23 protein-coding genes are annotated in these 23,485 nt (G+C 59.8%); 6 read left to right on the top strand and 17 right to left on the bottom strand.

Annotation, left to right across the window (positions count from 1 at the left end; translation table 11 throughout):
* Positions 1-1,049: 1,049 nt before the first annotated feature.
* Both J5Y06_RS21275 and J5Y06_RS21270 read left to right on the top strand, forming a co-directional pair.
* Entirely contained in the window at positions 1,050-1,484 is a 435-nt protein-coding gene (locus tag J5Y06_RS21275) for a hypothetical protein (protein WP_209337214.1), read from the top strand.
* 177 nt (positions 1,485-1,661) lie between these two features.
* Positions 1,662-2,624, top strand: coding sequence for a DUF808 domain-containing protein (locus J5Y06_RS21270; RefSeq protein WP_209337213.1), 963 nt, complete (start codon positions 1,662-1,664; stop codon positions 2,622-2,624).
* 290 nt (positions 2,625-2,914) lie between these two features.
* Here J5Y06_RS21270 and J5Y06_RS21265 read toward each other — a convergent pair whose 3' ends face one another.
* The 3 genes from J5Y06_RS21265 to J5Y06_RS21255 form a co-directional block, all read right to left on the bottom strand.
* Positions 2,915-3,676 (bottom strand): Crp/Fnr family transcriptional regulator, encoded by a 762-nt coding sequence (locus tag J5Y06_RS21265; RefSeq protein WP_209337212.1) that lies wholly within the window; start codon positions 3,674-3,676, stop codon positions 2,915-2,917.
* 159 nt (positions 3,677-3,835) lie between these two features.
* The gene (locus J5Y06_RS21260) at positions 3,836-5,281 is read right to left on the bottom strand and encodes a TrbL/VirB6 family protein (protein ID WP_209337211.1); all 1,446 of its coding nucleotides are present in this window, start codon (positions 5,279-5,281) and stop codon (positions 3,836-3,838) included.
* 74 nt (positions 5,282-5,355) lie between these two features.
* Positions 5,356-6,093, bottom strand: a complete 738-nt coding sequence (locus tag J5Y06_RS21255; protein WP_209337210.1) for a hypothetical protein — start codon at positions 6,091-6,093, stop codon at positions 5,356-5,358.
* Between the two features lie 1,537 nt (positions 6,094-7,630).
* Here J5Y06_RS21255 and J5Y06_RS21250 point away from each other — a divergent pair.
* A complete protein-coding gene (locus J5Y06_RS21250) occupies positions 7,631-7,927 on the top strand; it encodes a hypothetical protein (RefSeq protein ID WP_209337209.1) in 297 nt (98 codons plus the stop codon).
* 31 nt (positions 7,928-7,958) lie between these two features.
* On the opposite strand, the gene J5Y06_RS23180 is transcribed toward J5Y06_RS21250, so the two are convergent.
* Entirely contained in the window at positions 7,959-8,243 is a 285-nt protein-coding gene (locus J5Y06_RS23180; RefSeq protein WP_245248225.1) for a hypothetical protein, read from the bottom strand.
* A 43-nt stretch (positions 8,244-8,286) separates the two neighbouring features.
* On the bottom strand, positions 8,287-8,712 hold the full coding sequence (locus J5Y06_RS23175) for an ATP-dependent DNA ligase (protein WP_342453473.1): 426 nt from the start codon (positions 8,710-8,712) through the stop codon (positions 8,287-8,289).
* Between the two features lie 1,114 nt (positions 8,713-9,826).
* Between J5Y06_RS23175 and J5Y06_RS23645 the strand changes: the two genes are divergently transcribed.
* Positions 9,827-10,084, top strand: coding sequence for a DUF6894 family protein (locus tag J5Y06_RS23645; RefSeq protein ID WP_385932473.1), 258 nt, complete (start codon positions 9,827-9,829; stop codon positions 10,082-10,084).
* A gap of 157 nt (positions 10,085-10,241) precedes the next feature.
* Here J5Y06_RS23645 and J5Y06_RS21240 read toward each other — a convergent pair whose 3' ends face one another.
* Positions 10,242-10,484, bottom strand: a complete 243-nt coding sequence (locus J5Y06_RS21240; RefSeq protein ID WP_209337208.1) for a WGxxGxxG family protein — start codon at positions 10,482-10,484, stop codon at positions 10,242-10,244.
* A gap of 838 nt (positions 10,485-11,322) precedes the next feature.
* Here J5Y06_RS21240 and J5Y06_RS21235 point away from each other — a divergent pair.
* Positions 11,323-13,521 (top strand): putative bifunctional diguanylate cyclase/phosphodiesterase, encoded by a 2,199-nt coding sequence (locus tag J5Y06_RS21235; protein WP_209337207.1) that lies wholly within the window; start codon positions 11,323-11,325, stop codon positions 13,519-13,521.
* A 230-nt stretch (positions 13,522-13,751) separates the two neighbouring features.
* On the opposite strand, the gene J5Y06_RS21230 is transcribed toward J5Y06_RS21235, so the two are convergent.
* From J5Y06_RS21230 to J5Y06_RS21205, 6 genes are all read right to left on the bottom strand, one after another.
* Complete coding sequence (locus J5Y06_RS21230) at positions 13,752-14,063, bottom strand: P-II family nitrogen regulator (RefSeq protein WP_209337206.1); 312 nt, start codon at positions 14,061-14,063, stop codon at positions 13,752-13,754.
* Entirely contained in the window at positions 14,060-15,013 is a 954-nt protein-coding gene (locus J5Y06_RS21225; RefSeq protein WP_209337205.1) for a sodium-dependent bicarbonate transport family permease, read from the bottom strand. Before J5Y06_RS21225 ends, J5Y06_RS21230 begins: the two co-directional genes overlap by 4 nt.
* The gene (locus J5Y06_RS21220) at positions 15,010-15,993 is read right to left on the bottom strand and encodes a TerC family protein (RefSeq protein ID WP_209337204.1); all 984 of its coding nucleotides are present in this window, start codon (positions 15,991-15,993) and stop codon (positions 15,010-15,012) included. Before J5Y06_RS21220 ends, J5Y06_RS21225 begins: the two co-directional genes overlap by 4 nt.
* A 146-nt stretch (positions 15,994-16,139) precedes the next feature.
* On the bottom strand, positions 16,140-16,289 hold the full coding sequence (locus J5Y06_RS21215) for a hypothetical protein (protein ID WP_209337203.1): 150 nt from the start codon (positions 16,287-16,289) through the stop codon (positions 16,140-16,142).
* Between the two features lie 135 nt (positions 16,290-16,424).
* The gene (locus J5Y06_RS21210; RefSeq protein ID WP_209337202.1) at positions 16,425-16,709 is read right to left on the bottom strand and encodes a hypothetical protein; all 285 of its coding nucleotides are present in this window, start codon (positions 16,707-16,709) and stop codon (positions 16,425-16,427) included.
* Position 16,710: 1 nt separating this feature from the next.
* Entirely contained in the window at positions 16,711-16,947 is a 237-nt protein-coding gene (locus tag J5Y06_RS21205; RefSeq protein ID WP_209337201.1) for a YdcH family protein, read from the bottom strand.
* A gap of 103 nt (positions 16,948-17,050) precedes the next feature.
* Between J5Y06_RS21205 and J5Y06_RS21200 the strand changes: the two genes are divergently transcribed.
* The gene (locus J5Y06_RS21200; protein WP_209337200.1) at positions 17,051-17,962 is read left to right on the top strand and encodes a hydrogen peroxide-inducible genes activator; all 912 of its coding nucleotides are present in this window, start codon (positions 17,051-17,053) and stop codon (positions 17,960-17,962) included.
* Positions 17,963-18,279: 317 nt separating this feature from the next.
* Here J5Y06_RS21200 and J5Y06_RS21195 read toward each other — a convergent pair whose 3' ends face one another.
* The 5 genes from J5Y06_RS21195 to J5Y06_RS21175 form a co-directional block, all read right to left on the bottom strand.
* Positions 18,280-19,782: a tripartite tricarboxylate transporter permease gene (locus tag J5Y06_RS21195; RefSeq protein ID WP_209337199.1), complete on the bottom strand. Its 1,503-nt coding sequence runs from the start codon at positions 19,780-19,782 to the stop codon at positions 18,280-18,282.
* Positions 19,783-19,784: 2 nt separating this feature from the next.
* Positions 19,785-20,255 carry a tripartite tricarboxylate transporter TctB family protein gene (locus J5Y06_RS21190; protein WP_209337198.1) on the bottom strand — a complete coding sequence of 157 codons (471 nt, stop codon included), beginning with the start codon at positions 20,253-20,255 and terminating at the stop codon, positions 19,785-19,787.
* 34 nt (positions 20,256-20,289) lie between these two features.
* Positions 20,290-21,210, bottom strand: coding sequence for an alpha/beta hydrolase (locus J5Y06_RS21185; protein WP_209337197.1), 921 nt, complete (start codon positions 21,208-21,210; stop codon positions 20,290-20,292).
* A gap of 2 nt (positions 21,211-21,212) precedes the next feature.
* Complete coding sequence (locus J5Y06_RS21180; protein WP_209337196.1) at positions 21,213-22,196, bottom strand: Bug family tripartite tricarboxylate transporter substrate binding protein; 984 nt, start codon at positions 22,194-22,196, stop codon at positions 21,213-21,215.
* A 424-nt stretch (positions 22,197-22,620) separates the two neighbouring features.
* Complete coding sequence (locus J5Y06_RS21175) at positions 22,621-23,304, bottom strand: FadR/GntR family transcriptional regulator (protein WP_209337195.1); 684 nt, start codon at positions 23,302-23,304, stop codon at positions 22,621-22,623.
* Positions 23,305-23,485 lie beyond the last annotated feature (181 nt).

Genomic DNA, 23,485 nt, shown 5'->3' with positions numbered 1-23,485 from the left:
TCCCGCCTGGTGCTCCTTCAGCACACCGATGATCTGGTCTTCCGTGAACCGGCTTCTCTTCATCTCCGTCTCCTGTCGACGGAGTCCAGTTCAAACCGAAGGCATCCACGGGGGCAACGTCAGAGGATAAGCAACATGGGAGGTCAGCTTACTGAAGGGCCATGCTGCCAGCATTGGCTTCTGCCCTGATCCTTGCGGCAGGTCTCTCGGTTGCCGCAGCCGCAAACACGCCCTGCTTTGGAAGCAAAGGACGACATTTCCCATAGCCAAGGGCGCGCCTTCATCTGCAACGATGGCTCGGTAAGCGGCAGCAAGATGAACTGCTCAGCTTCTTTTGAAGGTTAGCCTGCCGAACGGCGGGTTGGTCCTGCTCGGAAGCGGTTCTTCAGACATGCAACGCGGCGGTTCGAGGCAGGCGGGATGCTCGTGCCGCAGCGGGCGGTACTGTGTTGGACGACGCGGTGCTACCGCATGACGGACAGCGGATCGATGAGCTACCTTCGGAAGTAAGTGCACAGACATATCGGCGCCGTCTTGATCGTGCATTCCGAGGGTTGCTAGGTTCTGCTCTTACAAATCTTGCGTAGGAGTTCTCGTGGCAGTGCGGTTCTACCCTTTCCCCGATGACGGGGAGCCGTTGAAGCTCACCAGCCGCCTTATCGACGAGATGTAGGTCAGGGCGGCAAGCTTCATCAGTATGCTGGTACTCGGTAACGGGTGCTAATCGTCAGCGTCAACCATGAAGACGGACAACCGCGTGATCTTGGGCAGGTCAGCGGCAACATCTAGGTCTTCGATGATGAAGGTTCAATCTCTGAAGGCTTAGACCGACAGATGATGCTGGCCTCGGACAGTTTGCCTTCGTTCGAACGAAACGAGACCGTTGTAGCCCTTAGACCTAAGACGTCGAAGAAAAAGCACGATGATGAGTTTCGCTGGCAGCCAACCTCTGCAGACATCGAGCGGATCATCGCCGACATCTGGCCGAAGAAGAAGCTGGATAGGCTCCGCACGCTGGTAGCGACTAAGCCAAAGAAGCCGCCTCTGACATGGGAAGTGAAAAGCGCAATGAGGAAGGCGGAAGAGCCTTTCTGGACCATGACCCGGTCGATTACCGAGCTGACAGAGCCCAGCCTCAGTCGTTCGTTGCGGAGGCGAGAGAGCGCGGTGAGGAGGATCCGGACTTCCCTGAGTTATACAAGGCTCTCGCCGAATTTGCTGACTGGCATCTTGAGGTGAAGCGGCGGCGCCGAACAGGAAAGGGCATCTGGTACGCGATAGTCGAGATCAACAGCCATGCTGACGATGGGATCTATACGGCCATTCAGCGGCATCACAGACGCTGCGAGGGGAAGAAGAAGGCCATCGTTGCAGTTCGGGAGATGCTCGCGGAACACATCAACAAGTTCGATGACGGTATTAGCATCGAGCCTGAGTTGATGACGGATTTGAAGTGGGACCGGCGCGCCTACGATGAGGCGTGATAGTAGGGCAGCTTCGTGCCGATCTCGGATGAGCGCGCTCAGAGTTTAGAATTCTGACGGCCCTTCATGGTTCAAGGAGGATCCAAGCGCTTGGATCTGGAGCTGCGCTCACTTGGCTATCAGGAGCCTAAAGGTCGGAGCGGCGTTCATCCTGTCGAAACTTGGAGGCTGACGCAAATGAGCATCGGATTGCTTGGTCTTCTCGACGACATTGCCGGTATCACCAAGGTGGCGGCGGCTTCTGTTGACGACGTTGCCGGTATGGCAACCAAAGCCGGCATCAAGGCGACGGGCGCGGTCATCGACGATGCGGCCGTCACGCCGCGCTACGTGGATGGGTTCGCAGCCACGCGTGAACTTCCCATCGTGGGCAAGATTGCGCTCGGCTCGCTGCGCAACAAGCTGCTGTTCTTGCTTCCGGCGGCGCTGGTATTGAGCTTTTTCCTTCCCGCGGCAATCACGCCGCTCCTAATGCTCGGTGGCGCTTATCTTTGTTATGAGGGGGCGGAGAAGGTCTACCACGCTTTGGCGCCGCATCAGGCGAGTGCCCATGAGGAGAACCTGACGCCCGTCGCCCTCAACCCGACTAGCCGGGAAGACGAACAGGTGGCGAGCGCGGTCAAGACGGATTTCATCTTGTCGGCCGAGATCATGACGATCGCTTTGGCGACGATCCCCGCCGTGGGCGTTCTGACACAAGCCATTGTTCTGGCGGTGGTAGGCGTCGGGATCACGATGCTGGTTTATGGTGCAGTGGCACTTCTGGTGCGGCTAGATGACATCGGACTTTATCTGACGCGTCACGCGTTGACGTCGCTGGGGCGCGCTTTCGGCCGTTCGCTCGTGAAAGCAATGCCAACGGTAATGACGGTCTTGGGTGTGGTGGGAACCGCTGCCATGATCTGGGTGGGTGGCAGCATAGTCGTGCATGGAATGGGTAAATTCGGCTTCCATGGTCCAGCTGAAGCCGTCGAGCATGCTGGCGAGCTTGCGGGCGTGGCGAGTCCCATGCTCGGCTGGCTCGGTGAAACCGCGGGGTTCGGCTTGTTTGGCCTGGCTTTGGGCACGATCTTGATACCGTTCGCCGAAAAGGTGCTGTCGCCGATCTGGAGGAGGCTCAAGGCTGCTGTGAGCGGTTAAGGATGCGCTACTTTGCGGCGCCTGATGTGTGATCAAGCACATTCCAAAGTGGTGACAAGTCGGTCGCGCCACGCGGATCCTGGTCGGATCGGCTGCGCCTATTTTCAGCTCCCGGTTATGGAAGAGGGAACCTTCTGCCGAGAAGGGATAGCTGGATGGTCGCAGGAAGCAAAGATATCCGAGCCGAGATCGGGCTGCAAACGCCAGTTGATATTGCGGTAGCGCTGGCTGCTTCTGGTAGACTGGCACTTTCTGACAACACACTGTGCAACGGGCAGTAGAGCCACTGCCTAGTCAGCGATAAGCTGGGAAATCTTCGGAGTCGACGAATGTTGTGCGGGTGAAAAGTTCAAGTTCAGGTAGGTCGCGTCGAACTCCGCCAGATGTGCCAACTGATCCCAATCATGAATGACGACTTGCGAGCCTTGCCAGGAGAGCGCACCTGTGTTGCGCAGAGCCTGTAGGCTCCTATTAAGATGTATGGTCGACATCCCAAACATGTCTGCAAGATCTGTTTGATAAACTGGAATTGTGAAGGTCCAGTTTCCCGCCAGTCCGACTGTCTCTAGTCGCAAGTAAAGTTCACATACCAAGTGAGCGATACGCGCAGGAGGGGTGAGCCGCCCTTTCACTGTAATAGCGGTACGGTGGGTGGCTGCATCCGTTGCAATGGTCGTCCACAGAAGACGTCGAAGGTGTGGATGCTCGTCTGCGATCTCACGGAGATCGGCGTGAGCAACACGTGATATGATGCAGTTCGAGGCCGCCACAACAGCGTGATCCATTTTTCCAAGCAGTGTGCTGTGAAGATCAACGAAGTCGCCTGCGATATGCATTGCGCTGATCATTCGGGCGCCTTTTCGGAGGTGATGCTCTCGAAACGTGGCCCCTTGGATCAAGACGAAGCTTTCTGTAGGGTGACTGCCTTGTTTGACAATTTCATTGCCCTTGAGGACAAAATCACGGCGCTGCGTCAAATTTTCGAGTACAGCGATTTCTTCTATCGAAAGGTGATCCCTCCTCTGAAGGTACATGATAAGCGGGTTGATCAAGATTGGGCGTCTCCTTAACCCCTTCTTTAGTACGAGGGCTTTGAGCAGAAAAGAAGTTTCAGCGCTGAAGGTTAAGCAGAGGGCGCCGGTCGCCCACCTGTATCCAGTGGGGCTAAAACGCCGGTGGCGTGAGCCACCGGCGTTCGTTTCTTCACGGTGTCAGCGACATACAGTTTCTGAAGCTCTGGTTGCCAAGAAGATATCGTTTCCACAAGCATCTCGTGAGCGCGAGTCACCGCTTCTTGCGTTGGGTGAAGTACCCCTGCTGGGGCTTTCGCCGGACGTGTCAGGTATTCCTCCGGTTTGACCCGGGTCTACATTTCCGCCCCCGTCCGGAGCTTCGCCGCTGCCGTTTGGGCTTGTTCCGCCGTCAGGAGTGCTGCCGCCGCCAGGGCTAGTCCCACCGCCTGGTGTGCCGCCACCAGGGTTGCCGCCATTGCCCCCATCCGGATCTGTACCGCCCCCGCCGCCCGGATTGGTCGAGCCGCCGCCCTTGCCGCCGCTGTTGGCATTACCGCCAGTTGCGTTACCACTGGTCGCATCGCCGCTTGTTGCGTTTCCGCCGGTTGCAGAGCCACGCCCGTTGTTCGTGGCATTGCCACCCATCGCGTCGCCTGAGGTCGCATCGCCGCTTGTTGCGTTGCCACCCGTCGCGGCGCCATTGCCGTTCCCGCCCCGGCTGTTGGCATTACCGCCGGCGGCATCGCCGGAGGTCGCATCGCCCGATGTTGCGTTTCCGCCTGTGGCATTACGAGCCAACGCCTGCCCTCCGATCGCGCGCCCACTTATGGCTTTGCCAGATGTTCCGTTGCCGCCAATAGCGGTTCCGCGCCCCTGATTGTTTGCCGTGCCGCCGGTCGCTGATCCACTGCGTGCGAGACCTGTCTCGGCGGCACCACCTTCAGCATCGCGGCCGAAAGCCATTCCGCCCTGGGCGTCCCCGCTACGAGCGCTTCCTGATGTAGCGTTGCCGCCAATGGCACTGCCTCGGCTCGTGTTTGATGCTCGACCGCCCGATGCGCGACCGCTTTCTGCATCTCCACTCACCGCGTCACCGCCGCGAGCGCTGCGCCCACCAACCGCTGCGCCGCCGATTGCGTTTCCGCTTGTCGCCGTACCACTGTTGGCTGAACCGCCTTCAGCACCTCTTGAATGGGCGCCCGTCGCGAGCCCGCCAGTCGCTGCACCAAGCCCAATACCCGAAGTAGCATCGCCGCCGCTCAAGGCAGAAGCGCCAACTCCCGAGCCGCCGATCGCCGCTCCACCCCGGCCAGTTGAGGCGTCCCCAGCTTCCGCGTCCCCACCTTGCGCGCTTCCAAAGCCGCCGCCTTGCGCGCTGCCACCCTGGCTTCCGCTCCCCGCGTCAACGCCGCCCGTGCCAATACCTGCCGATCCCACGCCTCCTGCGTCCACGCCAGCGGAAACGCCTCCGATGTCGCCTCCTCCAATTCCGGCACCAACGCCTAGGCCACCGTCACTCACGCCGGCCGAAACTCCGCCACCCTGATCCGCGCCTATACCGGCATCTAGGGCCAGCGCGAAGGAACTTGTCCCAAGCAGCATCGCGGCAGCTAGGGTCCTGCTCGTCATCGTCTTCGAAATCATGGTTGATCCTTTCGGCTTGCAGGCGGCCCGTCGCTCACGTCGGAGCGGCGGGCCGGCTGGCGCCTCGTTACTCGTTACTGGTTAGTTTCGGTGGGCAGCAGCTCCGTGGAGACCGGGGCTTCATCGTCGTTCCGCCGGTCCTGCATGGCATTGCCGCCCGTCGCTGCGCCGCTCATCGCTTCGCCGGTGTTACCTTCGCCACCCTCAGCGTCGCCGCGGGCTTCGGAGGTTGCAGCACCACCCGCCGCCATACCGGAACCAGCAGTGCCGCTCGTTGCAGCACCGCCATTCGCGGAGCCGCGACCTGAGTTATCAGCAGTGCCACCTGTGGCGGTGCCGCTCGTAGCCCCGCCGCTGGTGGCAGCGCCGCCCGTGGACGTTCCACGGCCCTCGTTGGTTGCAGCTCCCCCTGTGGCAGTGCCAGATGTTGCAGCACCGCTGGTGCCGGCGCCGCCTACAGCATTACCGCGACCTTCGTTGGAGGCATCACCTCCGGTAGCACCACCGCTTGTTGCGCCGCCGCTCGTAGCGCCGCCACCCGTCGCCGACCCGCGACCGCTGTTATCTGCAGTGCCACCCGTTGCGTCACCGCTTGTGGCGTCGCCTGTGTCAGCAGCGCCGCCGGTCGATGATCCACGACCACTATTGCTGGAGGCGTTACCGCCGGTAGCGTCTCCGGATGAAGCGTCACCACTGGTCGCGCTGCCGCCAGTGGCAGTTCCGCCGGTGTTGTCTTGAGCCAAGGCCAAACCGTGGCCTGCTGCGAGCATAGTCGTCAACATGCCCGCGAGAGCAATTTTCTTAATGATCATTAGAAGTTCCTAACCTAATTTGGCGTGTGAACCACGATTGATGCACCAGGCGTAAACATCGATAACGCGATTTAGTTCGAAGATGCTTCAGTTTAATATTTTGTTAATGAAATGAAACTTTTATCGAGAGAAGTCGTTGAGCGCGTGTGCTGTAGAGTTAACTTTTGATGTAGTTATTACTCAATGTTTATTGCGCTGAAAATGTACCGCGCAACTTGCTCAAGGGGCGGGTTGAGCTTGGCGGAGCTTTTTCTGACCTGAAGCTGACGGATCATCCATCGGGGCACGGTCGATGCGACGCTCGGGAACGACCATTTTGAGGCAGTCAGTTTCATTGCACGGCAGACGTCTGTCGGCCGGCCATGGCTAAGAAGATCACTCTACATGTGGAGTCGCCACCCGCAGCTGCTCGCCGCGGATCCAGTGTGTCACTATCCGCCGCAGAAGCGCGGCGGTGATTTCAGCTTTGAAGGCACGGGGTGGAAAGGACCGGCACAAGGTAGCCAGTGTGGCGAACGCCAGCTTCTTCATCCGGCAGTTCTCCCTAGAATGGACGCAAGCCCGGCCATGCGCCTAGGATCTCCGCTTAGCGTCTCAACTTCCTCGCGGATAAGAAGCATCAGCCTCTGCTCCGCGTTATCCTTGTCCTGCGGCCGCAGGATACGATCAACGTTTCGTAATTCATCCAGGCATCGCGGCCCGAGGCGCCCGGGCATCCATTGCCGCTGCCGCCCCTTGCCTTCGAGTTTGAGTACCGTTGTAGAGGGGTCCAAGAACCGCGTCTCCAGCAACGTGACCTTCTGCGCTGGCGGGCTGCAGCGGTCGCATTGAAACGGCAGGCTCAAGGGGTCGCGGCCGGCGCTATAGAGTTGAAGCAGGCCTGCACTGCGATAGTAGTGGTCTGACTGGCGCCGGCTACACTGGACGCGCACGAGCATGGCATGTCTGACGGCTTTGCCGAGGGTGTCGATCGCTCGCGTCATAGCGGAACGAGCTAGGAACATAATCCTGAGTCGGCAAGTTCCCGCTCGCCCGTGCGACGAAGGTACCAACCTCCGGCGGCCTTTGGTCGTACATGGCAGCGGACTGAAGCCTTAGGCCCCCGCCAGTTGTCCATTAGAGCTTGCTTCTGCAGCAATGCCCGCCTCATCATCTACGCTTGAGGCATCTGACCTCCAAGGCATCATCTGAGGAGCAATCTACCCAACCATCAACATGGCGAGAGGCTGATATGACCGCCATCCACGGGTTCACTAGCACTTCTGACAAAGCAGAATACATCGCTGACTACATCAGCGGGATACTGAGCCTGACTGAAAAAGACGAAGAGTTGAGGTTCACGAGCCTGCTTCTAGACATGGCCTATAAAGAGGCGAGAGGCCTGGCTGGGAAGCGCGTCAAACGGCGGCGAACTGGTCAGGTCACAAAGGTGGGCCACGCTGGCTCTTGAGCGTCCCTGAGGAGATCGCCAAAGCTGCATTGTTTCTCCTGACACCGTCCTCCTTGTGCAGCACACCACGCTGTACCGGCGACTGCTATGGCGACTGTAAGCCTCATCAACGAACTGATCAAAGCGGCTGACCGGATTGAGAGGCTGCCCTTCCAAGAGAAGGCTCGGCTTCTGAGAAAAGCCGCAGAAACCATCGAAGATCTGCGGGCGCAGCTCATACTTTCAGATTGTGCTGCAGACGACGATGCCTTTGGGGATATCGTCTTCGAACTTCAGGGACTGGCGCGGGTGATCTCAAACGCCAATACGAAAGAGGTCGCCGAGAGGATGCGGGAGAGCGTTGTCATCATAGCGCGGCTTCAGCGTTTCGTGGAACGCAGATGATGCTGAGCGGATTCGCTTGGTCGCGGGCTTGTCAGCCGCTTAGTACCCCTCGCGGACCTCGCTCAGCGTCGCATGACGCAACTGCTCCTCGCCCTTTAGGAACTTCACGCGGCCGAGGGAGGTCGGGCTGGAGCCAGTCCGCCTTCTCGCGCTGCACGTCCTTCGGCAAGCCTTCCGGCATCGCGCCCGGCCGCGCCTTCACCCGCTCCCATAGCCGCTCGCGCATGGCGAGGTTGAACGTCACCGCGGCCTTGCCGACATAGCGCCTCTCCTGATCGACAAGGATTGCCTGCGTGGCCTGCCCGGGCTTTCTCATCAGCCCCTGATTTCAAATTCCGCCTCGTCGAAGCACTTCATCTTCAGCCAGGCTTTGGAAGGGTCGGACCGATAGGGGCTGTCAGCGCTTGGACACCATGCCTCCCGGGCCCATGCGGTCGAGGGCCGCGGCATCGCCTTCGTGGCTCCGGCTGAACTGGAATTGCGCCGTCGTCCGGCACCAGGTCGGCTAGGATAGCTCGTCGCTCCGCCAAGTGCATGCGGCGCAGGTCATGGCCGTTGAGGTGGAGCAGATCGAAGGCTACGAACACCAAGCTTTCCTGAGCCGCCACAATGGCATGGCGTAGCGCCTTGAAGTCCGGGTGCCCCTTCTCTCCCAAGATGATCACCTCACCGTAGAGGACGGCGCTCTGTGCGCCAAGCTGCAGCGCTTCAGCACAGATCCGGCGGCACTTGGCCGACCAGTCGTGGCCGTTGCGGGTAAAGGTACGGCAAGCACCGTCCTGGATGATCAGCTGCGTGCGGTAGCCTCATACTTGATCTGGTGTGGTGAATCCACTCGGCTCCATCGGGTGGCTTTGCCACCAGGGAAGGCAGTTGCGGGGCAATGAACTCAAGACGGCCCGGCCGCGACACGTACTGAACCATACAGTAAGTCTAGGTCATGGTCCTTAGATGGCGAGGTCCTCTAAGGAATTCGGGTGAGTTGATGCGCCGAAGAGCAACTATTCTTCTGATCCCTGTGGTGCTGGCACTTTCAGTTAGCCAAGTTCCCGCCCAGCCTTACGACCCTTTTAGAACAACCTACTGCATGGAGCGGGAGGGAGTGTCCGTCTCGTCCCCTGGCTTCTTGAGGGAAGAAAGGACCGCGTCCTCTTCTGTCTGGAGAAGATCGGCCGCCACCTCGACCGAAAAACCATTCAGGCAACCTTTAAACGGGTTGAGTTCTCCGTGACGCAATACGAAAATACCGGAGGCGGACATGTCCTCAAAGCTTCATGGTCTATTTCGGAGAACGGCTTCATCTGGCGGCGTTACAGGCTTGCAAGCTCTGCTGCTATTCCTCATTGCAGATCAAGAAATCATGTCGATCACATGGGGCACTGTAGGTCAGGTGATACCCTGACACCGATACGAACAGGGAATAGGGCAGGCCTGTGTGCAACCTCGTCACCAAAGGGCAAGCAGGCTATCCTTGAGTTTACCCGGGCCTTGCGCGCTGATGTCGGCAATCTGCGACCCGGCAAGATCTTCCCCGACTATCCCGCACCGGCCCTATTCCTCTCCGAGAGCAGAGCCAATGCCTTATCCTTGGCGCTCTGGGGCCGCTGGTCTAGAGCGTCGCCGAGGAGCACCAACCTCCGCGACATCTTCGCAGAGCACCGTGGTGAAACTTGCTGCTCACTGAAGCGTCTTTGCGGCATGCACAAACTGCCGATACCCATCTCGCTTGCGATCAGTTTCTGCCGCAGGCTCTCCGCCTGCTGGGTGATGGCGGCAGCTTCGCCAGACGAACCTTTGGAACAACAGCCGGCTGAACAGGTTCAACAGTATCACCGCACTTCAATGGCGTAAGGTGACCGAGAGACAGGACGTGCTCCCGCCTCCACATAGAGCAGTCACATGCCCCGCTACTTTTTCCACATCGATGACGGCGCGCACCTGCCCGATCACGAAGGCCATGACCTTCCTAGTCTGAAAGCAGCGCAAGCTGAAGCGCTGCGATCTGCCGGCAGCATCTTGCGCGACGCTGATCATTTGATCTTCGACTTGGCTAGCTCTTGGCAGATGGCGGTGACTGATGAGTCTCACCGTCTGCTTTTCACGCTTCGGTTCAACGCAGATGTGCCGTCGGGCTCGATCATCTTCCGTCCGACCTAACCTTCTCGAGCACCGCAGCCGCGGCTGACCTTTGGGTTGGCGGAAGGCGAACCGGCGACAAGAGAAACCCGCTCCAGCCGAAGCTGGAACGGGTTCTGTAGGCTGGAAGCTGCCGGAAAGGGAAGGTTGCGTCAGCCGCCGGCCAAACAGCTGGCTGTTATCGGGTGGTGGTGCCCACGTGGTGGCGATCGTCGCGGCGGCCCCTCAAACCAGCCAGACCGATCAAGCCCAGGAGGCCGAGCCAGCCAAGATCGAACCCGTCATCATCGTCAGCCTGCACTGCGGTGGTGGTGGTTTCAGCCGGGGTAGTCTCCACGGGTGTGGTCTGCGACTGAACCAGCGCCGGTGCAGCGAAGGTGATAAGGCAGGTAGTGCCCAGAACGAGTAGCAGCTTTTGCATTGGTGTCTCCCCTTTACGTGACACAAACTTTCAGCTGTTCCTAATGTTTCGTCAGACCTAAGTCCTAGCGAGCAACAGCGGTCACTCATGGTGGCGCTCCAACGAGACGTTAGCGAGTTGAGGCAGGTGACCCCTGACGATCGCAAAGCCGAGGCAGTGTCAGTTCGCCAATCAAAGCCGGAGGAACAAAAGCGCAATAAAGCCGAGCACCAATGCCAGCGAAACGATAGTAACGAATCTTGGGAGGCGGCTGCTCCGCGGCGGTGCCGGATCTGTTCGCTTGTAGCTTTTCACGCCGAAATGCTGGTTCTTCTTCATTACCTGAAATGGCGCTGCATCAGTTAACATTTAGGCCGAGGCCATCAGCCGTGAGGTGGGTTTCCTTTTCCTCTGCCGTCCACTTTTCGCCTGCCGGGGAGGTAACGGAGATGCCGCTCCCGCCTCAGATCATCCTTCTTCCCGGTCCGCTTGTCACGACGTCTCGCTCGCGGGGAGATGCTGGCGCCTGGTTAGCATTGTAGTCAAGCCATCTCATCAGAGTTCCAGGGTTGTCGCATGGCTAGGCCGGAAGTGGATTGAGGTTGCTCGCTCTGTGGTAGTGGACATCAGTTCGCTTTGTCCGATGCCCTTCCGCTACGCTGGGCCTCGTGCTTAGCTTCCGCACTACCCGGTGCATCATGACTTTTGGACGGCCTACGTCTCCGAGACGTTGCAGAGGTGCGAGTTCAAACGGGAAACCTCAATGCGCTATAGCCCAGAATGAGGTTTTATACTTTCCTGTTTAAGCACTTTTAATGAGCTCACGTCAGGGTAAGCGGCTGTCAGCGGTGATCCCCCGATGCTTTTCTCCCATGCTCGCTCCGGTCGTTTCCTTACAAGAGTTGTGCTCCCAACGCTCCTCGGTGTGGGCGCGCTTACAGTCTTTGTGGGTGGCTTGTTGGTTTGGGCGGGGCGAGAGGCCGATGATGTCGCGTTGGAGCGTCAGGCGGCACTCGTCACGCTGGTTATTGCAAATCTCCGGGAGACAATCGCCCACAATCAGGAAAGTGTCACCGTCTGGGACGACGCCGTTCGGGCAGTCGAGAAAGAGGACGCAGCCGAGTGGATCGATTACAATCTCGGAAGTTGGATGCACACTTATTTTGGGCATGATGGCGCCTATGTGCTCAACCCCATCGATGAGCCCATCTATCAATTCTCTACGTCACCCGGGAATGAGCCATACCGCGCCGTCGAGGCGGTAGCAGAGCCGCTTGTTCAAAGCGTGCGGCAACAAAGACGTGACGGCGACGAGACTTCGATGTCCGATCGCATGTTAAGCCAAGGTGCTGCGGATATAGGTGTGATCGACGGCCACCCTGCGGTAGTAAGCGCGAAACCTATTGTTTCGGATACAGGTGAAATTGAGCAGACGCCAGGCACTGAACACGTCCACGTCGCCGTCAGGTATCTCGATGGAGACTTCCTCAACCGTCTTGAGCAGGACTACCTGTTCAGCAACATGCGGTTTGATTGGGTAGAGAACACGACTGGCACACTGAAGAGCCTTCCTCTCACCGCAGCATCCGGCGAGACCATTGGGTACTTTGTGTGGGAGCCATATCGGCCGGGTGCGGCCGTGGTCCGCAAGGTCGCTCCTGCGGCGGCCGCCATCATGACTTTGCTCCTTTTGGTGATCCTGGCGCTCCTGTTCTTATTGGACCTCCGGTCGCGGAAGCTGGCTGACCGTGACGCTCGGATGAAACACCTCGCGCTCCACGACTCGCTCACGGAACTGCCGAACAGGGTCCATTTCCATGATCAGCTTGAGCGCGCGTTGCGCTTGCGTCGTGATGGTCACCTGCTCGGTGTTCTGTATCTTGATCTCGACCACTTCAAGCAAGTCAATGATACCCTCGGCCATCCCGCGGGAGATGCAGTGCTTAGAGAGTTCGCCGCTCGCCTGAAAGGACTGATCCGGCCTTCTGACACCCTGTCGCGGCTAGGAGGCGATGAGTTCACCCTCATCATCCCCAACGTGGCAACAGTTGAAAACCTCCAGACCTTGTCGGACCGGATCATCGACGCGGTGCGGCGGCCCTTCTTTGTTTCCGATCATCAGGTCTTCGTTGGTGTTACCATCGGGATCGCCGTAGCTCCCATCGACGGCGAACAACGCATTGAGTTGTGCCGGAAGGCTGACATCGCGCTTTACCATGCAAAGAACGCAGGGCGCGGCCGCTACGCGATCTTTGGTTCTGAGATGGACGCCATGCTCCAAGTACGCCGCGACATTGAACGTGACCTGCGGCTGGCGCTTCAGCGAACTGATCAGCTTGAGGTTTACTTCCAACCGTTGTTCCGTGCTTCCACGCAAACGATCATCGGCGTTGAAGCTTTGCTGCGGTGGCGTCATCCCACCAACGGGTGGATCTCGCCCGATGTTTTCATCCCCATTGCTGAAGAAACAGGGATGATCGAGGCGATAGGCGAGTTCGTTCTGAGAAGTAGCTGCGAAGCAGCCCGAGCCTGGCCCGAACTGTGTATCGCGATCAACGTTTCCGCAATTGAACTCCGCAACCCCGTATTCGCGGTCAAGGTCGCTGCACGACTACTTGAATTCGGCTTCGACCCGCATCGACTCGAGCTTGAGCTGACCGAAAGCGCCCTGACGGATGCCAGCGGCGTATGCGACCAAAATCTCAGGGCGCTGCGGGAATTGGGCGTGCGTGTTGCTCTGGATGATTTTGGTACCGGTTTCTCTTCGCTCGGCCGGCTACAGAAGCTCGAAGTCGATAGGATCAAGATCGACCGCAGTTTTATAAATGGGTTTGGTCGGTCGAACGGGGACGAAGCCATCGTTGAGGCCATCGTTGAGCTCGCCAGGGCGCGCGGCTTGAAGACCACTGCAGAGGGCGTGGAAACGGCCGAACAGGGAGATCATCTGCAAGCCATTGGGTGCGATGATCTGCAGGGCTTCCTTTACTCAAGGCCGGTCCCCGCCAAGGACATAAGCGCTCTCATGCACCGGGCTCACGACCTTCGCCAAACAGCCTAAATCTCTGGCTCATCTTGACCCAGTACCCCAAGCTTAACGCGGGTTGAAGACAGTCACCTAAAGGTGCAAGCCCAAACCGCTCAACCTTGTTGAAGTGAATGACAGGTTCTCACGCACTGCCGCCCGGAAGCTGCCATTCCGCTTCCGGCCCCGTTCGAGAACGTCGGGAACGGCAAGAATTTGGCCTGACGGCACCCCATGCCGCGAGGTGAAGGGCGCGCGTATCCAAGCTAGAACTTGTCCCCGCGCACTACGCCCACCCGTGTGGTCATGACAATCAGTCTGTAGCTGTCCAGGAGAGGTTCCAGGCCGCGCACGATCGCCTCGGCAATGTCATCCGCCGCGACTGCCAGAAGGAGGAGCTTGGTATCCGCGCCTGTTACCCGGTCCTCGCGCCATCGGCCGTTGCGTCCGGAGCCGCCGAGCGCCAGCAGGATCGTGTAGCCGCCGGCGCCTGCCTCCTCGACCATCCTTGTGACGAGATCGCACAGAGGCGCGTCCAGCAAGATTTCAACCTTCACGCGTTCGATGCTTGCGTTCATGACCCTGCGATGCTCCGCGCGAACCAGATGTAGAGAGGGATGCCGAACGTGACGTTGAAGGGGAAGGTCACGCCGAGCGACATGGCAAGCGACGTCCCGGAATTGGCCTCCGGCAGTGCCATGCGCATCGCGGCCGGCACGGCGATGTAGGAAGCGCTGGCGGCAAGAATGCCGAGGGCGGCTGCGTCGGGCGTGCCGAGACCGGTCATGGCACCAAGAAGCGTGCCGACCAGGCCGTTCATGATCGGGATGGCGAGGGCGAGCCCTGTCAGTTGCAACGTCAGCGAACGCGTCTCGCTCAGGCGCCGCGCCGCGATCAAACCCATGTCAAGCAGGAACAGGCACAGGATGCCACGGAACCCGGCCTCGAACACCGGGGCGATCTGCGTGTAGCCTTCTTTCCCGACGGCAAGCCCGATCAGGAAGCTGCCGACCAGCAGGACGACGGAGCCGTTGAACAGCGTCTCATGGAGAATGCGGCCGGCGGTGATGCCGCCCGCCTTCGTCGCTCGTCGTGCCAGAAGGAGGCCGACGACGATCGCCGGGGTCTCCATCAGAGCCAGCACGGCGATCATGCTGCCGCTCGCGGGGGGGCCGGCGAGCTTGAGGATCTCTATACCTGCGACGAAGGTGACGACGCTGACCGAGCCGTAATGCGCCGCAATCGCCGCCGCGTCGATCGCCGACTGTTGTCCCACCCGGCGAACCAGCCAGAATGCGGGGAGCGGCAGGACGACCGACAGTGTCAGGCCAAGAACGGCGGCAAGCGCAAGGTCTGGGGTAAACCCCTCCGCAGCAACTGCGACACCACCCTTCAGGCCGATGGCGACCATGAGATAGATCGCCATCGCCTTGCCAACTGCCTCCGGGATTGTGAGGCCCGAGCGGGCAAAGGCAGCCAAAGCGCCGAGCCCGAAGAACAGCACCATCGGGGAGAGCAGCGTCGTCATGCGGCGATCTCCGGCTTTCGGGTCCGCCAGAGCGAGTAGAGAATGCCAGCGGCGATGATCGACAGCGTGACGCCGAGCGAGAGAGCGGCCGGGAACTTCTCAAGCCCCAAGAGGTCGGCGACGAAGATCTTCGAGCCGATGAACATCAGCACGATTGCCAGAGCCGGCTTAAGGTACTGGAAGCGGTGGATCATGGCAGCCAGCGCGAAGTACAGCGCGCGCAGGCCGAGGATCGCAAAGATGTTCGACGTGTAGACGATGAACGGATCCGTGGTGATCGCGAAGATCGCGGGCACCGAGTCGACCGCGAAGATGACGTCGGCGATCTCGACCATGACCAGCGCCATGAACAGCGGCGTCACGAACCAAACCATGCGGCCAGTTTGCGGATTGGCCTTCTTAACGAAGAAGTCCTGGCCGTGGTGCTCGTCGGTCACGTTGAACCGGCGGCGCATGAAGCGGACCAGCGGATTCTGACCGATCTCCGGCTCCTTGTCGCCCATCACCAGCATCTTGATGCCGGTGACGATCAAGAACGCCGCGAAGATGTAGAGCACCCAGGAGAACTCGGCGACGAGCGTAGCGCCCAGCCCGATCATTATCGCGCGTAGCACGATGACGCCGAGGATGCCCCAGAACAGCACGCGATGCTGATAGATGCGCGGAACCGCGAAGAAGGAGAAGATCAGCGCGATGACGAAGACGTTGTCGAGCGCAAGCGTCTTCTCGACGACGAAGCCGGTGAGGTAGTTCATGCCGAGCTCTGCGCCGAGCTGCCACCAGACCCAGCCGCCGAAGGCGAGGCCGAGTCCGACATACATGGCCGAGAGCAGCAGGCTCTCGCGCACTTCGATCTCCCGGTTGTCTCGGTGCAGCACGCCGAGGTCGAAGGCCAGCAGGGCGACGACGATGCCGAGGAAGGACAGCCACATCCAGGCGGGCTTGCCCAGCCATTCGACGACGAGAAACGCAAGATCCATGATCAATGAACTCCAGCCGGCACGCGATGAGGATCGCGTCCGACATCGCGAGAGGACCGGCGTCTCTCGCCAGAGGGGCCCGGACTTTCAGATGGAAGGTGGAAGCCGCCGACCAGATCGAGCGGGCGGCGGCTTCGCGAAGGGCTTCAGGTGGCGACGCGGCGGACAACCGTCATCGCGCCGAGTATGAGAACCGTGCCCACCAGCCAGAGCAGTGCGACCGCCGGTCCACCGAGGCCGAAGACGTCGCCGCTCCAGACGATCCATCCGTAAGCGGGATCTACGGACCCGAGCAAGTCCGACACAGTCCCCAGCGCGTAATAGCCTGCGAGCGCCAGGAGCGACCAGGCGGCGATCAGCGCGACGGCACTGTAGCGAAAGCGCGGGCAAGCCTGCTGTTTCGTCGATCGTTAAGATTCACGGCAGTCTCCTCAATCTTCGGGCAGCGCCGAACGCAACGCCTTCCTCTGCTGCCTCTTCCAGTCCCGTTCGTCCCGACGACGCTGAAGATCTGCGCGGATCTTCTGACGCATCCTGCCGATCTCCTGGGAGATTGCGCTGAGCGTGGCGCAATCGCGATCGCCGCGCATGAGCATCTCGGCAAGGCGCCTCTTCATGGTCCGGTAGTGGTCGGCAACGTCGCCGAACAGGCGCTGACCCGCCACGCGCAAGCGCTGCCCGCGGCCGGACCTTTCAGTTCCCTCTACGGGGGTCATCTCAGGATCTCCCCGACAGAAGCGGACGATGCGACCGGCGTCGCACGACCGGAATCGGAATGGTCTCGCCGCGCTGGTTCATGCGCTCGATGAACTCGATCTGGTCACGGAACCGGAGCTTCAGGCGCTTGAGCGCGCTCAGGCGCAATTGGTCCGGCACGGGCCGGGCCTGCTCATCCTCAATGCGCGCCTGAACAGTGGCGCGGCGATGACGAAGCGACTTGATGAACGGGTCCATGCGTTTGCCTCCATTGTCTGTCGATGCGCAGAAGGTGGGGCGCCGGAGGATATAGCGCAAATTGATTGTTGTAATTTCTGTGATAGTTTCTAACTAATATCGGATGTCTTTTCGCCCCTCGTTCCGCCAACTCGAATATGTCGTGGCGTTGCATGATCTGCGCCACTTCGCGAAGGCCGCACGCCACTGCAACGTGTCGCAGCCGACGCTGTCTGTGCAGATCGCCCTGGTCGAGCACGGGCTCGAAACACCATTGTTCGAGCGCACCTCATCTCAGGTTATCGCAACGCCCGCCGGAGAGAGGCTCGCGCGGGGCGCTCGCGTCCTGCTCGCCTCCAGGGACGAACTGCTCAGCGACCTATCCTCCCAGGCCAAAGCTCTCGGCGGCACGATCCGGCTCGGCACGCCGCCTACTTTCGGTCCCTACTTCCTTTCGAGATTGCTGCCGAAGCTGCACGAGCAATACTCTGCCCTGCAGGTCTATATCCGGGAGGACAATCCAACCGCGATCGAAAGTCTGGTTGCGGATGGCAGCCTCGATTGTGGTCTCGGTCCATCTCCAGAGCGTGCGGGTCTCTCATTCTCCCGCATTGGCCGGGAGAAGCTCTATTTGGGCGTTCCCGCCGAGCACGACCTCGCCAGGCTCGCGAGTGTCAGCCTACGCGATCTTGCCGGTGAGAAGCTGCTCGCGCTCGGTCGGGGTCACCGTCTGCTGGAAAATGTCAGGCACCTCGCCGAGGCATCGGGCGCCAGGATCGTCGACGACTTCGAGGGCACAAGCCTCGATGCGATCCGACAGATGGTGTCGATCGGCATGGGGCTGTCGGTGTTCCCGGAGCTCTACGCCCGTGCCGAGTTTCGTCCGCAGGACGACGTCAGGCTGATCGAATTCGGTGACTGGAACGAGCAGCGTGAGGTCGGTCTGTACTGGCGTGAAGCCAGCGGCCGTGAACGGCACTTCCATGCTCTGGCGGAGGCCGCGAACCGGGTGGGTGCCCTGCTGGGGCTTCGGTGAGGGCTTGATCACCGCTAGCGCGCGAGGGGACTCGGCCGAGCCAAATCATCGGCAGCTTCCCTCGTTTTCGCCGCCGTAAGCTGACTGTCTCCGTACGGCCCCATCGCAGCCATTGTCACACCAGGGTTTTAGCTTAGCGCAAAGCTGTCACATCCGATGCATCTTCAGCCTGACGTTACCGCTTGCCCAAGTCACATGAAGCAGTCACGCGCGGGTATGCCCTGAGGTTCGAAAGACTCAATCAGGCGTCATTTTACCGGACGCTTGATGATCGCCTGCCGGCTAATGCAACAGCCGCCACTGTCTGCACCGGAACTTCATTCCTCAAGCGCCTGATCGCGCTGTTTGCGTATCGCCGGCAGAGAAACCATGACGACGGCGACCAGCGCCAGGAGCAAAAGGGTGGCGCTAATCGGACGTTGCAAAAACACAAGCGGATCCCCCCGCGACAGAAGCATGGCCCGTCGCAGGTTCTCTTCCATCATGGGCCCGAGCACCATCCCAAGCAGGAAGGGCGCGGGCTCGCAGTCGAGCCGCCGGAAGAGATAACCGAACGCGCCGAAAACGACCATGACCCAGATGTCGAAGGTCGAGAAGCTCAGCGAAAAAACTCCAATGGCGCAAAATGCAAGGATCGCCGGAAAGAGCAGTTTGTAGGGAATGGTAAGTAGCCTCACCCACAGCCCAATCAGCGGCAGGTTCAAGATTACAAGCATGACATTGCCGATCCACATCGACGCAATGAGACCCCAGAAGAGGGTTGGTTGCTCGATGATGACATTCGGCCCGGGTTGGATTCCCTGAATGATCATCGCTCCGGCCATCAATGCGGCGATAACATTGGAAGGCAAGCCCAGCGTCAGGAGCGGGATTAGCGATGTCTGCGCACCAGCATTATTGGCCGCCTCCGGTGCCGCAACGCCTTCAATAGCACCGCGCCCGAACCGGGTTGGGTCGCTGGCGAGCTTTTTTTCCATCGCGTAGGCGGTGAACGAGGAGAGGAGTGCGCCGCCACCGGGAAGAATCCCGAGGATTGTGCCGAGACCAGTTCCGCGAGCAATGGGCGCTGCCATCTGCCTGAGGTCCTGCCACGAAGGTAAAAGACTGTTCAGCTGCGCTCGATAGCTTGACCGCCCCTCATCACCATGCGTCAGGTTTTGCATGATCTCGCCGAGACCGAAAATGCCCATCGCGACCGCTACGATAGAGACACCGTCGATAAGCTCTGCCCGGCCGAGCGTCATCCGGGAAACGCCTGTTGTTACATCCGTCCCGACGATCCCGACTATCAAGCCGAAGATGATCATCGACAGCGCCTTCAGAACTGATCCTTGTGCCAAAACAACGGATGCGATGAGGCCGAGCACCATCAGAGCAAAATAGTCTGGCGCGTGAAACTCCAGAGCGAAAGCGGCGAGCAGCGGCGCTGCGGCGGCAATAACAAGAGTCGCGATCGAACCTGCGGCGAAGGAGGCGAGCGCGGCAGTCGACAGTGCCAGCCCAGCCTTGCCGTTACGAGCCATTTGATAGCCGTCGAGGGCTGTGACAACCGAGGAGGACTCACCTGGAAGGTTGACGAGGATCGCTGTCGTCGAGCCGCCGTACTGCGCACCATAGTAAATGCCGGCCAGCATTATCAGCGAGGACGAGGGCTCTAGCGTGAAAGTCATCGGCAGGAGCATGGCGATGGTGGCCGGCGGCCCAAGGCCTGGCAGGACACCAATCAGCGTTCCAAGGAGGCAGCCGATGAAGCAGTAGAAAAGATTGGTAGAGGTGAGCGCCTCTGAGAAACCAAGCGCGAGATTAGCTAAAAGATCCATCTTCAGTCTTGGCCGTCAAACAGGGAACCCAGGATCGGAACTGGAAGACCGAGAAGCTGCACGAAGATAATGCTGCAGCCGACTGAAAGGACGAGTGCGAGGACAACGGCAGGTTTAACCCCGAAGCCGCGCAATCCAAGCGCTGAGATAAGCGTGGTGATCAGCAGCGTCGGCGCAAGGCCGGCTTGTCGCACGAGAAGACCGAAAAGAACTGTTCCACCGAGCACCCCGATTGCAGCGCGTGCGGTGGCAACGTTGAATGGATCAATTGGATCGGGCGCTCCAAAAAAGCTTTTCACGACCTGCAGAAGCGCCAAGACACAGAGAAGACAGCCGAGAACGGTCGGAAAGTACCCCGGCCCCATGCTACGGGCCGTGCCAAAGGGAAGCCCGCCAGACAACGCTAGTGTACCGGCGCCGATGATCAGAAACAGAACTCCGGAATAGAGATCTTTGGGCCGGCGCAGGACCATGATTTTCTCCTGGCATTTCAGAAAGTATGCCCCGTCAGCCGAAGTCGGCCCGGAGGGCGTCGCAAAGCTTTGCCTGTGCGTCTCGCGCCTTCGACAGGACACCGGCTTGCGCAAAAAAGCCGTGCATGACGCCGTCATAGATCCGAAGGCCTACCACAACGTCAGCATTCTCCAGTGACCGAGCATAGGCGATGCCCTCGTCAGCGAGCGGGTCGAGATCGGCTATGATCAAATTGGCTGTCGGCAGCCCGCTGAAATCGGGAGCGAACAAGGGGGACAGGTGCGGTTCCCGTCGATCAAGGATGTCGCCGCAGTAATAATCGAGATAACGCTGCATCATCGCGGCCGTTAGTTGGTAGCCCGTTGCATGACGGCGGACGCTCTCTGAAGAGAGTGTCGCGTCAACGGAAGGGTACACCAAAAGCTGTCGCCGGATCGGCAGACGTGCTCCGTCTCGGTTGCGCAGCGTCAGCGCTGCGGCAAGATTGCCGCCTGCACTGCTACCGCCTATGGCGCATCGAGCCGGGTCGAGGGACAATTTGTCGGCTTGTAAAAAAAGCCATGAGAGAACAGCTTCGCAATCGTTGAGGGCGGCCGGATAGGGATGTTCGGGCGCGAGCCGGTAATCAAGCGAGACAACGGCCTGGCCAGAAAGCTTGGCGAGCCGCCGGCACAGCGTGTCGTGCGTATCAAGCCCGCCGGTCGTGAAGCCACCGCCGTGAATCCAGAGGAGCCAGCCACCGGTCGTGCCCTGCGGTCGGTACAGCCGCACGGCGATCTCATGGTCGCCGGCGTTGATGCTGTGCTCGCTTGTTGGCATCGCGACCGGCTGGCCTTGCAGAAGGCGGCCAAGAGCCTGCGCATTGAGACGAGCCTGCGCAGGCTCCATTTCAGGCGTAGGCGCATAAGCAGGCAGGATGTCGTGCAGGAGCGCGTATGACTCTGCGTCCAGCATCTCTACTGCGGCTCCATTCCCATCTCATCGAAGATCTGGGCGAAGCTGGCGCGCTCGGTGTCGATGTAGGCCTTCAATTCGGCGGATGGTAGGAAGTTAGCGTTTGCACCCATCGTGCCGAGCTTCTCGACGAACTGCTGGGACTCGGCGACTTCCTTAACCGCTGCCGATAATTTCTCGACCACCTCCTGTGGCGTTCCGGCCGGTGCGAAAAGACCGATCCAGCCAACGAGCTTGAGGTTCGGTGAAACCGTCTGGGAAAGAGGCTTGAGATCGGGGGCGAGCGGTGTGGCTTCGCCTAAGGTGACGCTGCCAAGCGCCTTCAGCCGGCCGGCTTTGATCTGCGACATGGATGAGGCGATATCGGGAAACATCATGTCGACTTGACCGCTGACTACGTCAGTAAGCGCTTCCGGGTTGCTCTTATAGGGCACGCGCAGGATGTCGAGCCCGAGATCGCGTGCGAAGATCGAAGCCATAACCAGGCTGGTGACGTTGCCCGTGGCGAAGCTGACCTCGCCTGGGTGGGCCCTGATGTGCGTCACGAGTTCGTCAACCGTCGAGAACGGAAGCTGCTCCGGATTGACGGCAAGTATGCCCTCGAACGTCGCCAGCATGCCAATTGGCACAAAGTCCTTCGCCGGATCGTAGCTCAGCGACTTTATCAAAAGGGGGTTCGCACTCTGTGTGGAGTTCGTTCCCATCAAGAGCGTGTAGCCGTCTGGGTCTGCGTCCGCAACAAGACCAGCCGCGATTGCCCCGTTGCCGCCGGGGCGATTGTCGACGATCACGCCCTGCCCGAGTAAAGGCTCTAGCGCCTCGGCTAAGACGCGCGTCCCAGTATCTGTCCCGCTTCCTGCTGAGAAAGGCACAACAATGGTTACGGCGCGATCGGGGAAGCTGTCCGCTGCCGATGGACCCGCAAACGCGATGACGGACACAACAAGCGCCGCCCTGAACCTCCTGGAAAACTTAGACATCAGCATGATTGACCTCCCTGATCTCCGTAGATCAAACTACATTTGGTCGGACCATTCAAGGGTGTGACAATTAACAAATCAGAGCGGGCCTTCAGCGAAACCTTCTTATGCTGTTCGATCCGCTTGGGTGATGATGCTGGTCAGTGACTCTTCCAAAGGTTCGGAGCTCGTCTCATCCGGGTCTGAAGAACGCTGTTTTGGTGCACCACAACCAGCGGCTCCGGCATTGCCAGTCTCGCGTTCAACACGGAAGCGGACAACGCTCAGGCGACGGCAGCAGCGGAAAGTGAAGGGGGATGAGAGGCGGCCAGGAAATCGCAAACGTAGGCCAGCGAAGCTCCTCCGAGTGCGCATGGAGCATTGATTGCCTTGGATTTGATACTGATCGAGATGCTAACTTGCTGGTCGCATCGAGGTCGCCCAACCGCTTCTATGAGGCGCCTGTGTCTAACATCAGCTTGCTGCGCATGACATCGGCGTAGGCGGATACGTGTTTTTCCATGCGCGCCGCGGCTCCTTTTGCGTCGCGGGCCTCAATGGCTTTGAGAATGCCGGCATGCGCGCGGATTGCAGCTTTGCGGATCTCGGGCGTCGTCACCTCCTGGTAGTCGGCCGCGTCGAAGATCGGTTGCGAGACCGCTTCCATCAGCGCGATCAAGACCTCGTTGCGGCTGGCGCGCGCCACCGCAAGATGCCAGTCCAGATTAATGCGCTTATAAGCAACGACGTTGTCGATCGACTCCTCGAAGCGCTTGTGAATAGCGGCCATCTCCTCGACCTCGCGGTCGGTGGCGTTCAGAGCCGCTAGGCTCGCCAGGAATGGCTCCACGCCCACCCGTGTTTCAAGCAGGGCTTCTACCCGGATCGAGTGGCTTCGGACGAAAAGCTGCATGGAGCGCGCTACCGAACCACGGCCCGGAAGCTGAACGGTAGAGCCGCCGGAGCGCCCAGGACGCGTCGTGATAAGCCCTTCGACTTCCAGCACGCGCAACGCTTCGCGCACCGATGAGCGGCTGAGGCCGGAGTCGCCGACAAGTTCTCGCTCGGTGGGAAGCGATTTGCCGGGTTCAATCTCGCCCGACAGAATTAGGTCGCGCAGTTTTGCTGCCAGCATGTCCGAAGCTTTCGGAACAGATATGGGATCAAGGACGGGCTTGCGATCCGTTCGGTCCTGTTTTGCGGGCATTTCTCACATTCACTGTGGCGGCCACTCGTCGCGCTTTCGCGCTCAGCCTATGGGCTATTTGTCTGATATTTGTACGTTATAGCTAACTCCGTCGAAGTTGAAGCGTTTT

Source organism: Tianweitania sediminis, from assembly GCF_017813335.1.
In the GTDB taxonomy this organism is placed as follows: domain Bacteria; phylum Pseudomonadota; class Alphaproteobacteria; order Rhizobiales; family Rhizobiaceae; genus Tianweitania; species Tianweitania sediminis.
Note: the sequence above shows the minus strand (reverse complement) of the source record. Positions and strands in the feature narration are given on the sequence as shown.